This is a genomic window from Halomonas sp. DP5N14-9 (assembly GCF_019802175.1).
In the GTDB taxonomy this organism is placed as follows: Bacteria; Pseudomonadota; Gammaproteobacteria; order Pseudomonadales; family Halomonadaceae; genus Halomonas; species Halomonas litopenaei.
This window is the reverse complement of sequence record NZ_JAHVHR010000029.1, coordinates 66,451-81,500: the sequence shown is the minus strand read 5'-3', so window position 1 is coordinate 81,500 and position 15,050 is coordinate 66,451. Positions and strand designations below refer to the sequence as shown.

Sequence of the window (15,050 nt, the reverse complement as noted above, 5' to 3'; positions counted from 1 at the left end):
ATTCCAGGGCTCTATTTCCGGAGTAAGGTGCAGAGACCGAGACGCCAGCACTTGACGACATCAGATCAACCGTTCTACCACAGAAAAAGGGGGCAAAAAGCCCCCTTTAAACTGTCGCGCGGTAATGACCACTTTTTTCGCCGTCAACGATCCCTGGAGAGGCGCAGGATCAACTGCATCCGATCCTTGACCCCCAACTTGCGGAAGACTGCCCCGAGATGGGCCTTGACGGTTCGCTCGGTAATACCGAGCTCTCGCGCCACCAGCTTGTTGCTTTGGCCCTCCGCCACAGCCAGCGCAACATCCTTCTCGCGCTCGGTCAAACCTTCCAGCATGTCGTGGTGCACGGCAGGCGCCCCACCCATGGCCTTGAAGACACCGCCCACCAGGCTGTCCATCAACTCGGGCCAAAGCCAGATGCCCCGGTGCCTCACCACGACATCGACCTGACGCAGCACTTCGGGGGTAGAAAGCGCGTGGACATAGCCCCTGGCGCCAGCGGTGAAGGCTTCATACGCTTCTGCGGAATGCGGGTTGAAGGATAGCACCGACACCAGCACTCCCTTGCTGGCCAAACGCGTGCACAGTCCCGTCCAGTCGCCGCCTTCAACCACTACCCAGGCGAGATCGCCCTTGACGGCATGATCGATGACACTGTGAGGAGCGACCACTTCCAGTTCACTGAAGGCATCATTCCAGCGCGGTACCTCGCTACTTCCTAGGTAGACCAGGTATCGAGTCATCACCGCTCTCCCATCGCGTTACCCCAGGCGCGCAGTACCGGCTTCAGCAGGAACTGCATCACCGTTCGCTTGCCGGTCAGGATATCCACCTGAGCGGTCATGCCCGGGATGACATCCACCGCTTCGGCTTCAGCGCTGTCTTCGGTTCGCACTCGAACCCGATAGTAGGTGTTTCCCTCTTCATCGGTGGTAGTGTCCGCGCTGATGTGCTCCAGCTGGGCATCCAACCCGCCATAGATGGAAAAGTCATAGGCCGTCAGCTTGATGGTCGCAGGCAGGCCCGGGCGTAGAAACGCGATGTCCTGCGGCGCGATCTTGGCCTCGACCACCAGGGCGTCGTCGGTCGGGACGATATCGACCACCTCCTGACCGGGCTGAGCCACCCCGCCGATCGTATTGATCGCCAGACGCTGAACGACACCATCGACCGGCGAACGTATCTCGGAGAGGCGCACCCTGTCCTGAAGCCCCTCGCTGGACTCGTCCAGGGCCGACAGTTCACCCAGGGTCGCCGAAAGCTCCTGACGCCACTCATTGCGCGCCTTCGCATCGACCTCGCGAAGCTCGCCCAGCGCCTCCTGAATCGCCGACTCCAGCCGCGACACCTGAGCCGTCGCTTGATTGCGCTCACCACTCGCCCTGGAGACCTCACGCTGCAAGCGCAGCACTTCAACCTCTGAGACCGCCCCGCTGGACAGCAGAGGGCGCGTCATGTTGAGTTCCTGACTGGCGAGATTCAGCTCGCGACTGGCTGCGTTGCGACGCGCAGTCGCCTCGTTGAGCTCCGCCCGGCGCTGTGCCAGTCGCTCCTGCAGTATCTGCTTCTGCTCATCCAGCGTTTCCAGACTACTGTGGTATAGCTCGCGCTCACGGGAGACGATATTGGGCGCCTGCTCGATCAATGCCTCCGATGGAGAGAAGTCCGACCCGGTAGCCAGCGCCCTCAGTCGCTCGGCCTTGGCTTGCAGGGTTTCCGCCTTCGCCCGGTTCTCGTTGAAGTTCGAGAGAAAACGCGTCGGGTCGATGCGCATCAGCAGATCGCCGGTGGAAACAAAATCACCTTCGCTGACGCGAATCTCCTGAACCACGCCTCCATCGAAGCTTTGCACCCGCTGAAGCTGGCTGGAGGGTATGACCCTGCCGCTGCCGCGTGTCACCTCATCGATCGGCGCAAAGCAGGCCCAGACGATCACGCAGATGATCGCCACGACAACCATGTACAGCATCAGCCTGGCGCGCAGAGGATCCTGCTGCATTCGCGCCCAGTCAGCGTCACTCGCCCAATCTCTGTTGAGATGGGATGCGCTGACGCGACGCGCAAACAACCGGTCGATAAAGGGGCGAAAGACTTTGCCACCTTTGCGTGATACGCGACCGACGCCTTCGAATCCCTTCTGTTCGGCACTCTTGCTGGACATCAGCTGGCCCTCCCGATCTGGCCTTTGCGCAGCGCATCCATGACGCTGTCACGCTCACCATCTGCGACCACCTTGCCAGAGTCGATGACCACGATACGATCCACCAGCGACAGCAGGGACGTGCGGTGCGTCACCACCACCATCGTCTTGCCCCCAGCGTAATCCTTGAGGTTGCGCTTGAAGGCCTCCTCGCTGGCGTGGTCCATGGCGCTGGTCGGCTCATCCAGCAACAAGATCGCCGGATCGTGCACGATGGCACGCGCGATCGCTACCGCCTGCTTCTGCCCACCCGAAAGCATCTGTCCGCCTTCGCCTACCTGCAGCTCGACGCCCTGAGGGTGTGTGCTGACGAGTCCATCGAGTCCACTGATACGAATGGCCTTGAGCAGCAGATCGTCATCCACCCCTTCGCTGCCGGCACCGGCGATGATGTTGTCCTTCAATGAGCCGTAAAACAGACGAACGTCCTGAGGCACATAGCCGATATGTCGCCTCAACTGCAGGGGGTCGAACTGACGAATGTCCACATCGTCGATCAGCACCGCTCCCGACGTCGGCTGGTACAGACCGAGCAGCAACTTCTGCAACGTGGTCTTGCCACAGCCAACTCGTCCCAGCAGCGCCACCTTCTGGCCTGGTGCTATCGACAGAGAGACGTCGCGAAGGCTGTCATTCTCGGCCTGGGGGTAGCGGAAGGTAACCTTGTCGAACTTCACCAGTCCCTTGACGGCGGGACGATCGATGTAGCTCTTTTCCTCACGTTCCACCGGCATTTCCATCACTCTATCCAACGACTCCAGGGCCGTGGCAGATTGATGATACTGAGCAAGCAGTGCGGCGGCCTGGCTGACCGGTGCCAGCGCACGAGACGACAGCATATAGGCAGCGATCAGCCCGCCCTGGGAGAGATTGCCGTCGATGATCAGATAGACGCCGATAAGGATGACGCAGATACCGACGGTATTCTGGGTCCACTGGGCGATACTGGTGACCGAGGTTCCGAGAAACTTCAGCTGAGCGCCGGTACGCGAAAGGAAGGCGCTGGCCTGCTCCCATTGCCCCTGAACTCGGCTCTCGCCCCGCAGCGTCTTGACCGTCTCGAGCTGGGAGACCGATTCCACCAGAGTAGCGTTACGTTGCGCCCCTACCTTCAAGGTCGTTTCCGACAAGTCGTGCAGCTTTCCCTGGGCACCGAGGGCGTAGAGCAAGATAAACAGCACGCCAACCACGATAGGAATGACCAGTGCAGGTCCTATCAGGCCAATGATGGCGATGAACATCAGAACGAACGGCAGGTCCACCATGGCGATCACGGTGGCGGAGCCGATAAAGCTCCGAACCGACTCGAAGGATTGCAGCATCGAGACAAAGGAACCGGTCGAGGCAGGCTTGGCCTCCATCCGCATCCCCATGACGCGAGACATGATACGCGACGAGAGCTTGACGTCAGCTCGACTGGCCGCAAGATCGACAAAGCTCGAACGCATCAACCTGAGCGTCAAGTCGAATGCCAGTACGATCAGGGCACCGATGGACAACACCCACAGCGTCTCGGTGGCGTGATTGGGCACCACGCGGTCATAGACATTGAGAACGAACAGCGGCATCGCCAGCGCGAAGATGTTGATGGCGACGGAGCCCAGTATCACGTCACGGTAAAGGCGTCTGTTTTCCTTGATCACGCTCCAGAACCAATGCCCAGAACGTTTCTCGTTGACATCCTTCGACCGGGCGTCGAAACGGAACCGCGGCCGCGTATAGATCGCCGTCCCGCTGTAACGTTCGTGAAGCTCGTCCAGCGAGATTTCTACAGACGCCTGCCCCAATTCGGGGTAAATCACCTGCGCGGTACGCGCCTTGACGTCGATATCGAGCAATGCGCAGGCGCGCCCTGGCTCCAGCAACAGCACGACAGGAAATAGCGCAGGGTTCAACTGAACGAGGCGACTCTTGACGAGTCGCGCCGTCAGCCCGGCACGTTCCGACGCCCGGGGAAATATCCCTGGCGTCAGTGCGCCATCTTCCAACGGCAGGCCCGCTGTCAGGGAATCCGCACTGACATCATGCTCGTGGTAGTGAGCAATCGACAGCAGCACTTCCAGCAACTCATCCTTGACTGGGCCTCTGTCTTCGTCCTGCTCCTGCGCTTCAGGTGTTGTAAATTCTGCTTCATCCGCAACTCGTGAATCGTCCACGTAAACCTCTCTGTCGGCCGATGGCTGTACCAGAACGCCCTTTCCGTGCGACCCGGCCTATCATCCCTGCTGTCGTCACGGCTTCCTTTGCGGCAATGCAAGGACCAGAACGTGGCAGTTGCATCCATATTCCGGGAAATGGCGTCCCCGAGAAGCGAGGACGCGATCATCCACTGAGCTTCTAGCCCTCCAGGCCGCGACCGTGTTCCCCTCGCGCCCAGGCAAGGGACACACTGTCATCACCGGCGGAACCAGGCAATGCCCCCATGTCCAGATTCTCGCCACTGCGTTCAAGTGTGATCTCCACTCGACGGTTCTGGCGACGACCTTCGACGGTGTCGTTGGACTGAACAGGCCGATGCGAGCCATAGCCCCGGGTTTCAATCAGCGAAGCACTGACGCCCTGGCTGACCAGGTACTGGCCCACCGCTGCCGCTCGATTACGCGACAGTGGATCATTGATGGCATCGGTACCCGAGATGTCCGCATGGCCAGCGATGAATACCCGGACCAGGTCGTTACGGCCACGGATACGGTCGGCCAACGCACTCAGTTCCTGCTTGGCGCTCGCACTCAGCACGTAGCTGTTGATCTCGAACAGAGCGTCCGCAGGCATGACGACGTCCGGAGCCCGTGTGGAGCCGGTGAGCTCCTCGATGCTGTAGGACCGCGGACCTACCGCCGGACAGACGATATCCGGCGTGATCGACACACCGTTGCTGTCCAGCTCGGCGAGGCTCGGCAGTCCATCCTTGCGCACCTCCAGCACCTCCAGCAGGCTACCGGTGGCACGCAGGGTGCGCGCATCTGCCAGAGCGACGTCATACTGCGCGTTCACATAGGCACGACTCGCCTCGAAATACTCGTTCTCGATGTCCAGCAGGTCGAGCAGCGAACGCTGACCGATATCGAACTGCTGCTTGTAGGCTCCGCGTACGCGATCGGTCGTCTGACGGTGCTCGTTCAGGTATTCCAACTGGTCGCGCAGACGACGGGTGTCGTTGTAGGCGATGGTGGTGGTCTGACGAATGTCGACGCATGCCTTGTCACGCAGATTGACCGCCTGCTCGACGCGATCACTGGCGGCGCGGAACGACGCCAGGTCGCTGCCGCCGCGATACAGATTGAGGCTACCCACCAGTTCGATGCTGTGACGGTCTTCATGATCATTGTCGGAAATGAAGTCGCCGTCGGTGTCACTGCCCTTGTAGGTACCACTGCGGCCCACCAGGTCAAGCCTGGGATGGAAGGGCGACTTGGTGCCTTCACGCTCGGCGCGGGCGGCCTCGATGTTCTCGATGGCGGCATGGAAGTCCGGGTTACCCTCGTAGGCTAGCTGCAACGCCTGGGCGACGTCAGCGGGTAGCTGCTCGGCGAAGGTCGGCGCCGGCGCCAACGCTTCCGGCGGCAATTCCCCCACCAGACGCTGGAATCGCGCAGACACATCGTGCAGGTTGGAGGCTTCGGTGATCAGGTTCGATTCGGCCAGTGCCAGGCGACCGCTGATCTGCTCGAGGTCGACACGACGACCGGCACCTGACAGAGCGCGGGCCTCGATCTGCTGGTAGACCTCCAGGTGCTTCTGATAGTTGTCCTGGGCCAGGCCCACCAGGCGACGGTAACGCTGAACATCAAGATAGGCATTAGTTGCGTCCAACGCCGCGTCCTGACTCGCCCCCAGCAGCTCGTAGTAGCGTACCAGTTCTGCCCGGCTCAGACGCTCGACCTCACTGGCGGTGGCGAAGCCGTCATAGATCATCTGGTTCAGCGTCACCTCGACATAGTCGGTGTCGTAGCTGCCCTGTTGATCGTTCTGACGATCCTCGAGGCCGACGCCTGCATTGACGTCAATCTGAGGCAGATAGCCCCCAAAGGCCACCCGCTCATCGTGGCCCGCCGCCTGAAAGCCATTCCAGGCCGCTAGCACCTCAGGATTGGTATTGATGGTCTGCTCCACGACGTCACGCAGGGTCGCCGCACCGGGCGATGTCGTGCCAGGCGGCAATGTCTGCGCGTCCTGGGCCATGACTCCTGACCCCATCAGCATTGACGTAGAGGCCAATGCGATGGCACTGACCAGCGGCCGCACCATGGAAGAGCGAGGTTCTCGGCGGATCGTTTTCATTCGTGTTCCCTTAATTATCAATGGCCGCAGCCAGTACAGTTGAATCTAGTACCAACGAACTAGCCCAACAACCCCGGATTCTGCAGGACCAGCCGTGCTGCTTCGGCGCTACCATTCTCATCATCCCCGGGATGGGCGAGCAGTTTCCCTGTAGCGCCGATTGTCGAGCGCTTCCCCAACGCTGCTAACATCCCATCCAGCCACAACTACTGTTACAACTACAATCCTCTCACATTCGAACACATTCAGTAACATATCGTCATTCAATGTCATCATGGTCAGGCAAGGCACCACTTGACAGAATCCACAACATCGCCCTACAGCAAACCTGTCCCGTAGCAGTCCACAAACATGCTATCGTAATCCCTTGGATCAAGCGCCTAGCCAAGGAGTCACCGATGGCCTCATCCGAAATTCAAAAAACCCGTGTCATCAATGAATTGACCGGCTTTATCAAAAAGTTGCTGCAGGACCCCAAGGTCCTGGAGACCTCTCTCGAGATCGCCCGCCGGCACCTGGAAAGTGGCAGCGACAGTGGCGTCATGGCCGACATTGCCAACGAAATCTCGGACACCACCAGCATTCATATCCCTGACAGCGCCGAGGAGCACTCCGAAGCCGACCGGCTCTTCCTGGAGCTTCTCAAAGAGGTCGTACAGGAAGAAAAAGCGCTGTACTGACGCATTTTTTCGTCTTTTTTTCCTGCCCCCCCGCCGATCGCCCCCCTGCCGTCGGCGGAATCTCGAAGATCTCCATCAAACTTGATCTGGATCAAGGTTACTATTCTTACATCGTAGTTTCGGCGTTCACACCATGGAATATCGTCTTTCCCTTTCTGCCGACATCGCCACCAAGTCCGCCTCGGTGAGACGCCACATGGGTCGCTGCCTGGCCACCAATCTGCGCAATGCACTCAGGCGCCAGGAGCCCAAGACCAAGGTCGTTGCCCAATGGGACCATCTGGTCGTAAGACTTCCGCGGGAGCTTTCTCGCGGCGATCGTCTGGCACTGGAAGCAAGCATGACCCGGATACCGGGCGTTCAGCGCGTGGCCAGGACACGTAACAGGCCGCTTGGGGACTGGCAGAACACCATCGAACAACTGGCGTGCGAACGGGCATCGGACATCGAAGGCAAGCGCTTCAAGGTCAAGGTCAAGCGCAAGGGACATCACGACTTCGGTTCGGTGGAGGTAGAGCGTGCGTTGGGCGCAGCGCTGCTCGCCCATGCTGCTGATGCCAGGGTCGACCTGAGCACCCCGGAGGTAGTGGTGCCACTGCGGATCGATGGCGACACCTTGATCGAGGAAGTCGACCTTGGGCCGGGCCTCGGTGGCTTTCCACTAGGCACCCAGGGAGAGGCAGTGGTACTGATGTCAGGGGGTTATGACTCCCCGGTGGCGGCCTATCGGATGCTCAGGCGCGGCATCAAGTGTCACTTTGTCCTCTTTCGTTTTGGCGGACAGGAACAGGAAAGCGCGGTCAAGGCGCTGACCCGAGACCTGTGGCAACGATACAGCGCCTCCCACAAGGCCAACTTCATCACCGTTCCCTTCGAGGAAGTGGTCGAGACACTGCGTCGCGAGGTACCTGATGGCCTGGTGTCGCTGGTGCTCAAGCGCTTGATGATCGAGGCCGCCGCAAGAGTCGCGCAACGCGCGCGCATCCCCGCCCTGGTGACAGGAGAGGCGATCGCCCAGGTATCGAGCCAGACACTGACCAATCTCGGCCTGATCGACCGCGCCAGCCACCTGCCGGTGTTGCGACCGCTGCTGACCGATGACAAGCAGACCATCATCGATGAGGCCCACCGGATCGCTACCGCTGAGGCGTCGAGCCGAATGCCCGAGTACTGCGGCGGGATGTCCAGCCGCCCCAGGGTCAAGGCGTCGGAGAAGGAACTTCAGGTGGCAGAGGCCAGGCTACCGGCCGACCTGCTGGATCGCGCCCTGGCCAGCGCCACTCGCCAGCCTGTCGATGCGCCAGTATCCAAAGGCGTCAGCGCACCCTCCCAGGAGCCCCTGGCAGAAGTCTCCTTTGGAGGGCTCCACGACTTCGCCCGAACGGCGACCCGGGTCATCGATGTGCGGCCCCCGGACGACGTCGAGCGCCGTCCGCTTGGGCCACTCGCCTGTCCCGTCGATCATATTCCCTTCTATGAACTGGCGACCCGCAGCGATGCGCTGGATCCCGACACCCGCTATCTCCTCTACTGTGACCAGGGCGTCATGAGCCGCCTCCAGGCGCTGCACCTCAAGGACCGAGGCCTTGAGCATGTCGGCCTGCTGGTGGCGTCCTCCTGACAATGCACCGTCTGCGCAACGGCTTTTTCATGGCTGCGCCCAAGCACGATAGCGGATGCACACGACCTCGATCCTAGCTACAATCGTCGCCTGATTTTCAACGGGATATCACGTCACACCATGTCCATCACCGCACCCGACAAGCGCCAGATTCTGGTCACCAGCGCCTTGCCCTACGCCAACGGCGCCATTCACCTGGGCCACCTGCTGGAGTACATCCAGACGGATATCTGGGTGCGGTTCCAGAAGAGTCGCGGCCACCAGTGCCACTACGTCTGCGCCGATGACGCCCACGGCACCGCGATCATGCTGCGTGCCGAGCAGGAGGGCATCACCTCCGAGGCGCTGATCGACCGCGTATCCCGCGAACACCAGCAGGACTTCGCCCGTTTCGGCGTGGCCTTCGACAACTACCACTCGACCCACTCCGAGGAAAACCGCCACTTCAGCGAGCTTATCTATAAGCGCCTGCGCGACAAGGGGCACATCGCCACCCGTGACATCGAGCAGATGTACGATCCGGTCAAGGGTCTGTTCCTGGCCGATCGTTTCATCAAGGGCACCTGTCCCAAGTGCCACACCGCGGATCAGTACGGCGACAACTGCGAGGCCTGCGGCGCCACCTATACCCCTGCCGAGTTGATCGATCCGGTATCGGCTATTTCCGGCGCCACCCCGGAAGTCCGCAGCTCCACCCACTACTTCTTCAAGCTGCCTGACTTCGCCGACTTCCTCAGTGCCTGGATCAAGGACGACCATGTCCAGCCGCAGATCCGCAACAAGCTGATGGAATGGTTCGAGTCCGGCTTCAACGAGTGGGACATCAGCCGCGACGCGCCCTACTTCGGCTTCGAGATTCCTGACGCGCCGGGCAAGTACTTCTATGTCTGGCTGGACGCTCCGATCGGCTACCTGGCGAGCTTCAAGAACCTGTGCGAGCGTGAGGGGCTGGACTTCGACAGCTACTGGGAGCGCGATTCAAAGGCCGAGGTCTACCATTTCATCGGCAAGGACATCGTCTACTTCCACGCCCTGTTCTGGCCGGCGATGCTGCACGGGGCCGAGATGCGCACCCCCACCGCAGTCAACTGCCACGGCTTCGTCACGGTCAACGGCGCCAAGATGTCCAAGTCACGCGGCACCTTCATCAAGGCCGCGACCTACGCCGAGCATCTCAATCCCGAGTACCTGCGCTACTACTTCGCCGCCAAGCTCACCTCCCGTGTCGATGACCTCGACCTGAACCTCGAGGACTTCGCGCTCAGGGTCAATGCCGACCTGGTGGGCAAGGTGGTCAACATCGCCAGCCGCTGCGCCGGTTTCGTCAAGAAGCTCGGAGGTGGGCAGCTGTCGACTCACTGCGCCGAGCCGGACATGCTGGCACGCTTCATCGCCGCCGGTGACGAGATCGCCGACTACTATGAACAGCGGGAGTTCGGCCGCGCCATGCGCAAGGTGATGGAACTGGCCGACGAGGCCAACAGCTACATCGCCGACCAGGCCCCCTGGGTGCTGGCCAAGGAGGCAGGCCGCGAGCAGGAAGTGCTCGACATCTGCTCCATGGGAATCAACCTGTTCCGTCAGCTGATGGTCTACCTGGCCCCGGTGGTACCGGCCATGGCCGAACAGGCCAGACTGTTCATGAATCTCGACACCCTCGACTGGAACAGCCGCGAGACCTGGCTGGGCGATCACCCCGTCAACAAGTTCAAGCCGCTGATGACCCGGGTCGAGAACGATCGTATCGATGCCATGATCGAAGCATCGAAGGAGGATCTGGTGGAAGAACAGAAGCTCAAGGAAACACCCAAGGGACCGCTGGCCGAGACGCCGATCGCCGACGAGATCAGCTTCGACGACTTCGCCAAGGTGGACCTGCGTATCGCCCGCATCGCCAAGGCGGAATACGTCGAAGGGGCCGACAAGCTGCTCAAGCTGTCGCTGGATCTCGGCGGCGAAAGCCGTCAGGTCTTCGCCGGCATCCGTCGCGCCTATTCGCCGGAGGCTCTCGAAGGCAAGCTGACCGTCATGGTGGCCAACCTGGCACCGCGCAAGATGCGCTTTGGTGTTTCCGAAGGCATGGTGCTGGCGGCTGGCAACGACGACGGCATCTATCTGCTCGAACCCCACAGTGGCGCAGAACCCGGCCAGCGGGTCAGCTAAGGGGTTCCATCACGCCCATGCGCCGGCGGGGCCCTGCCCGCCGGCCGTTATCTCGTGTATTCCATGACCGACGTTCTTCTCGTCCTCGTCAGTACCGCCCTGGTCAACAACTTCGTGCTGGTGCAGTTTCTCGGGTTATGCCCTTTCCTGGGGGTGTCCTCGAAGCTGGAATCGGCGCTGGGCATGTCCCTTGCCACCACCTTCGTACTGACCCTGTCATCGGCGGCCAGTCACCTGCTGCACCGTTATCTGCTGGTGCCGCTGGATCTTGAGTACCTACGCACCATCGCCTTTATCGTGGTGATCGCCGTGGTAGTCCAGGCCACCGAGGTCATGGTGCGCCACCTGAGCCCCCTGCTGCATCGGGTGCTCGGCATCTTCCTGCCGTTGATTACCACCAACTGCGCGGTGCTGGGCGTGGCGCTGTTGAGCCTGGGTCGCGACGGCGGCTTCTTCGATGCGCTGCTGTACGGATTCAGCGCCGCTCTGGGCTTCTCGCTGGTGTTGATCCTGCTGGCGGCCATGCGCGAACGCCTGGCGGGCGCCGATGTACCGCGCCCGTTTCGCGGTGCAGCCATCGCCATGATCACCGCCAGCCTGATGTCGCTGGCCTTCATGGGCTTCACCGGACTTGCCACCGGGGGCTCTCCATGAGCCTGACGAGTCTTGTCGGCGTGGTCCTGATGGTCGCACTGATCGGTGTCTGCGGCGGACTGCTGGGCTGGCTGAACCGTCGCTTCAAGGACGGCGAGGATGGCCTGGTGGAGCAGATCGACGCCCTTTTGCCCCAGACCCAATGTGGCCAGTGTGGCTATCCCGGCTGTCGGCCCTACGCCGAAGCCGTCGAGCAGGGAGAGGCCATCAATCGCTGTCCACCGGGCGGCGAGGCAACCATCCTCGAGTTGGCCGAACTGCTTGGTCGGGAACCTCTGGCGCTCGACGGCGACGCCGACGATACCCCCCGGGTGGCCTTTATTCGGGAAGATGAATGCATCGGCTGCACCAAGTGCATCCAGGCCTGCCCGGTGGACGCCATCCTCGGTGCCTCGAAGATGATGCACACGGTCATCGCACACGAATGCACCGGCTGTGATCTGTGTATCGCTCCCTGTCCGGTGGACTGCATCGACATGCTGCCAAGAGAGCCACAACCCCACTGGACCGCCGGCATCATCGCCAGCGACCGCACCACGGAGACGCTTCATGGCAGTACTTGAGCGGCTCTGGCGATCACTGGCGGCGGGTACCCGGCCCGCTGGCGGCGTGCTGCCCCCTACCCGCAAGTCGCAGACCCGTGACCTGGGCATACGCACGCCGCCGCTACCGGCCAGGGTGACATTGTTGCTGGAAGATGGCCGCGACCAGCCCTGGCGGGAGGTCCAGCCCATCGTCAAGCCAGGCCAGTACGTGCGTGCCGGCGAGCCAGTGGCACGCGCCGTCGGCCATCTGGCGCTGCCGGTGCACGCCAGCATCTCGGGCCACGTCAGCGCGCTGTTCATGCACGACGAGGCGGACGCCGGCGGACAACACCCGCCCGCCGTGGTGATCGAGGCCGACGGCGCTTCACAGCACCACTGGCTGCCGCCGCTCGACTGGCAAGGCGCGGCCCCCGACGAGATCATCCAACGGATTGCCGACGCCGGCATCGCCGGCATGGGCGGCGGCGGATTTCCGGCCCATCTCAAGGTCCGCGCGGCACGCCAGGCGGGCATCGATACCCTGGTGGTCAACGCCGCCGAGTGCGAACCCTACCTGAGCGCCGATGACCAGACACTGCGCCAGCACACCGACCGGGTGCTATCCGGTGCAGCGATGGTGGCCCATGCCACCGGGGCCGCCTCTATTGTCATCGGCATCGAAGACGACAAGCCCGAGGCGGCCAGCGCCGTGCGGGCCCGGCTAAACGAGTTGCCCTGTCCGGCACGACTCAAGGTGATCCCCACCCGCTACCCCAGCGGCGGCGAGCGCCAGCTGATCGAGCGCCTGCTGGGCCGCCGCCTCGCCTCGGACCAGCTGCCGGTGGACGCCGGCGTGCTGTGTCACAATCCCGGGACCCTGGCGGCCATCCACGACGCGGTGGCGCTCGGCAAGCCGATGATCGAACGCACCCTGACCCTGGCGGGCCGAGCACTGGCACGCCCCGGCAATGTCACCGCGCGCCTGGGCACCGCCATCGACTACCTGCTGCAGGACGCCGGCCTCGATCGCGCCAGATTGTCGCGGGTGATCGAAGGCGGGCCGATGATGGGCCAGGCGATCAGCTCGCTTGACCAACCCATCACCCAGACCACCAACGGCCTGATCGCCGCTGACGCGGCAGAACTGCCGACGCCGCCCCCCGCACGCCCCTGCATCCGTTGCGGCGACTGCCAGCCGGCCTGCCCGGCGGGCCTTGCCCCTCAGCAGCTGTGGTGGCACGCCCAGGCAGGCGAAGACCACAAGGCCGAGGCCAACGGCCTGTTCGACTGCATCGAGTGCGGCGCCTGCGACTACGTCTGCCCCAGCCATCTGCCGCTGGCCAACGGCTTCGGCGAGGCCAAGCAGCGCCTGCGCACCGCGCGCGCCGAGAGCGCCCGGGCCGACCAGGCCCGCCACCGCTTCGAGGCACGCCAGGCCCGCGAGCAGCGCGAGGCGGCCGAGCGTGAAGCACGTCGCCAGGCCCGTCGTCAGGCCGCCACCCGGCGCGGCCAGGAGCGTGACGCAAGCAGCGCCGAGGATAGCTCAGCCGGTGCAAAAGGCGCTGCCAGCGCCCCGGACGTGCGTGGCCTGCGCATCGCCCAGGCAGCCGCCAAGGCCGCGGCACGCAAGGCTGAGAAGGCGCTGGAGCGCGCCGCCCAGCAGCAGCAATCGGCGGATGTCCTCGCCGACCTCGAGACTCAGCTGGATACCGCCAGACAGCACCTCGCCGCCGCCGATGCACGACTCAAGGCCGCCCGTCAGGAGGAAACCCGGCCATGAGCCACCTTCACCGCCACACCAGCGCAGACAGCGCTCGCCGTGGACACGACAGCGCTACCTTGATGCGTCGGGTGACGCTGGCCTGCCTGCCCGGACTCATCACCCAGAGCTGGTTCTTCGGCCTTGGCGTCGTCACCAACGTCATCACCGCAGCGGCCTGCTGTGTGCTGATCGAGGCGATGATGCTGGTGGCGCGTCGGCGGCCCGTCTCGCCGACCATCGCTGATGGCAGCGCCCTGTTGACCGGGGTACTGCTGGGTGCGGCGCTGCCGGCGGGCACCAGCCTGTGGCTGATCCTGATCGGCTCGCTTGCCGCCGTGGCGGTGGCCAAGCACCTTTACGGCGGGCTCGGCCAGAATCTGTTCAACCCCGCCATGGTGGGCTACGCCCTGCTGCTGGTGTCCTTCCCCACCCAGATGAGCCTGTGGCCCGCACCCTCGGGGCTATTCGGCCCCGACGCCGTCGAGCCCTCGACCTGGCTGGCACGTTGGCTGGGCCAGCACCCGCCAGCGGCACTGGATGCCATGAGCGGTGCCACACCGCTGGACGCCTACCGCCATCGCCCCGCAGACGCCAGCCTCGCCGAGTTAGTGGCACCAGCGGCGCTGGAGGCCTGGCGCAAAGTCGCCGTGGCCTGGCTGGCCGGAGGTCTTTACCTGCTCTACCGCCGGCTGATCGACTGGCGCCTGCCGCTGTCCATGCTCGCCTCCATGGCCTTGCTCGCCTGGCTGTTCGATCAACTGTCGGCCAGCGGCGGAGTCGGCTTCCACCTGCTCGGCGGCGCGGCCATGTTCGGCGCCTTCTTTATCGTCACCGACCCTGTCAGTGCCGCCAGCGGTCGTCGTGCACGCCTGGCTTATGGTGCCGGCATCGGCGCTCTGACGATGATCATCCGTGCCTATGGCGGCTACCCCGACGCCGTGGCCTTCGCCGTGCTGCTGATGAACCTGGCAGCCCCCCTGCTCGACCAGCTGGTGCCCGACCGGCCATCGAATGCTCGAGCCACCCGGAGGCACAACGATGACGGCTAGCCAGCGACCCGCCTTGGTCAAGAGCGCTGATGGACGACCGCCTCACTTGGAAAGCACTGATAGACTGCGCTGATGAATAGCCCTGATAGCAACACGTCGGCTCCGCGAACACTGGC

The 15,050-nt window shown here is 63.0% G+C and carries 11 protein-coding genes; 7 read left to right on the top strand and 4 right to left on the bottom strand.

Annotation, left to right across the window (positions count from 1 at the left end; all coding sequences use genetic code 11):
- Positions 1-143: 143 nt before the first annotated feature.
- From KUW00_RS15195 to KUW00_RS15180, 4 genes are all read right to left on the bottom strand, one after another.
- Positions 144-743, bottom strand: coding sequence for a helix-turn-helix transcriptional regulator (locus KUW00_RS15195; protein WP_222569483.1), 600 nt, complete (start codon positions 741-743; stop codon positions 144-146).
- Positions 743-2,161 carry an HlyD family type I secretion periplasmic adaptor subunit gene (locus KUW00_RS15190; protein WP_045993760.1) on the bottom strand — a complete coding sequence of 473 codons (1,419 nt, stop codon included), beginning with the start codon at positions 2,159-2,161 and terminating at the stop codon, positions 743-745. The genes KUW00_RS15195 and KUW00_RS15190 overlap by 1 nt, the downstream gene beginning before the upstream one ends.
- Positions 2,161-4,266 (bottom strand): type I secretion system permease/ATPase, encoded by a 2,106-nt coding sequence (locus KUW00_RS15185; RefSeq protein WP_108133366.1) that lies wholly within the window; start codon positions 4,264-4,266, stop codon positions 2,161-2,163. The genes KUW00_RS15190 and KUW00_RS15185 overlap by 1 nt, the downstream gene beginning before the upstream one ends.
- Positions 4,267-4,537: 271 nt before the next feature.
- Positions 4,538-6,481 carry a TolC family outer membrane protein gene (locus KUW00_RS15180; RefSeq protein ID WP_249742783.1) on the bottom strand — a complete coding sequence of 648 codons (1,944 nt, stop codon included), beginning with the start codon at positions 6,479-6,481 and terminating at the stop codon, positions 4,538-4,540.
- A 398-nt stretch (positions 6,482-6,879) separates the two neighbouring features.
- On the opposite strand from KUW00_RS15180, the gene KUW00_RS15175 reads away from it, so the two are divergent.
- The 7 genes from KUW00_RS15175 (at position 6,880) to KUW00_RS15145 (ending at position 14,934) form a co-directional block, all read left to right on the top strand.
- Positions 6,880-7,161: a hypothetical protein gene (locus KUW00_RS15175; protein ID WP_045994775.1), complete on the top strand. Its 282-nt coding sequence runs from the start codon at positions 6,880-6,882 to the stop codon at positions 7,159-7,161.
- Positions 7,162-7,294: 133 nt separating this feature from the next.
- The gene (gene thiI, locus KUW00_RS15170) at positions 7,295-8,782 is read left to right on the top strand and encodes a tRNA uracil 4-sulfurtransferase ThiI (RefSeq protein ID WP_222569482.1); all 1,488 of its coding nucleotides are present in this window, start codon (positions 7,295-7,297) and stop codon (positions 8,780-8,782) included.
- Between the two features lie 120 nt (positions 8,783-8,902).
- Entirely contained in the window at positions 8,903-10,945 is a 2,043-nt protein-coding gene (metG, locus tag KUW00_RS15165) for a methionine--tRNA ligase (RefSeq protein ID WP_045994777.1), read from the top strand.
- Between the two features lie 63 nt (positions 10,946-11,008).
- Entirely contained in the window at positions 11,009-11,599 is a 591-nt protein-coding gene (gene rsxA, locus KUW00_RS15160; protein WP_045994778.1) for an electron transport complex subunit RsxA, read from the top strand.
- Positions 11,596-12,162: an electron transport complex subunit RsxB gene (gene rsxB, locus KUW00_RS15155; RefSeq protein ID WP_222569481.1), complete on the top strand. Its 567-nt coding sequence runs from the start codon at positions 11,596-11,598 to the stop codon at positions 12,160-12,162. Before rsxA ends, rsxB begins: the two co-directional genes overlap by 4 nt.
- Entirely contained in the window at positions 12,149-13,903 is a 1,755-nt protein-coding gene (rsxC, locus tag KUW00_RS15150) for an electron transport complex subunit RsxC (protein WP_222569480.1), read from the top strand. Before rsxB ends, rsxC begins: the two co-directional genes overlap by 14 nt.
- Entirely contained in the window at positions 13,900-14,934 is a 1,035-nt protein-coding gene (locus KUW00_RS15145; protein WP_222569479.1) for an RnfABCDGE type electron transport complex subunit D, read from the top strand. The genes rsxC and KUW00_RS15145 overlap by 4 nt, the downstream gene beginning before the upstream one ends.
- The last annotated feature ends 116 nt before the right edge of the window (positions 14,935-15,050 follow it).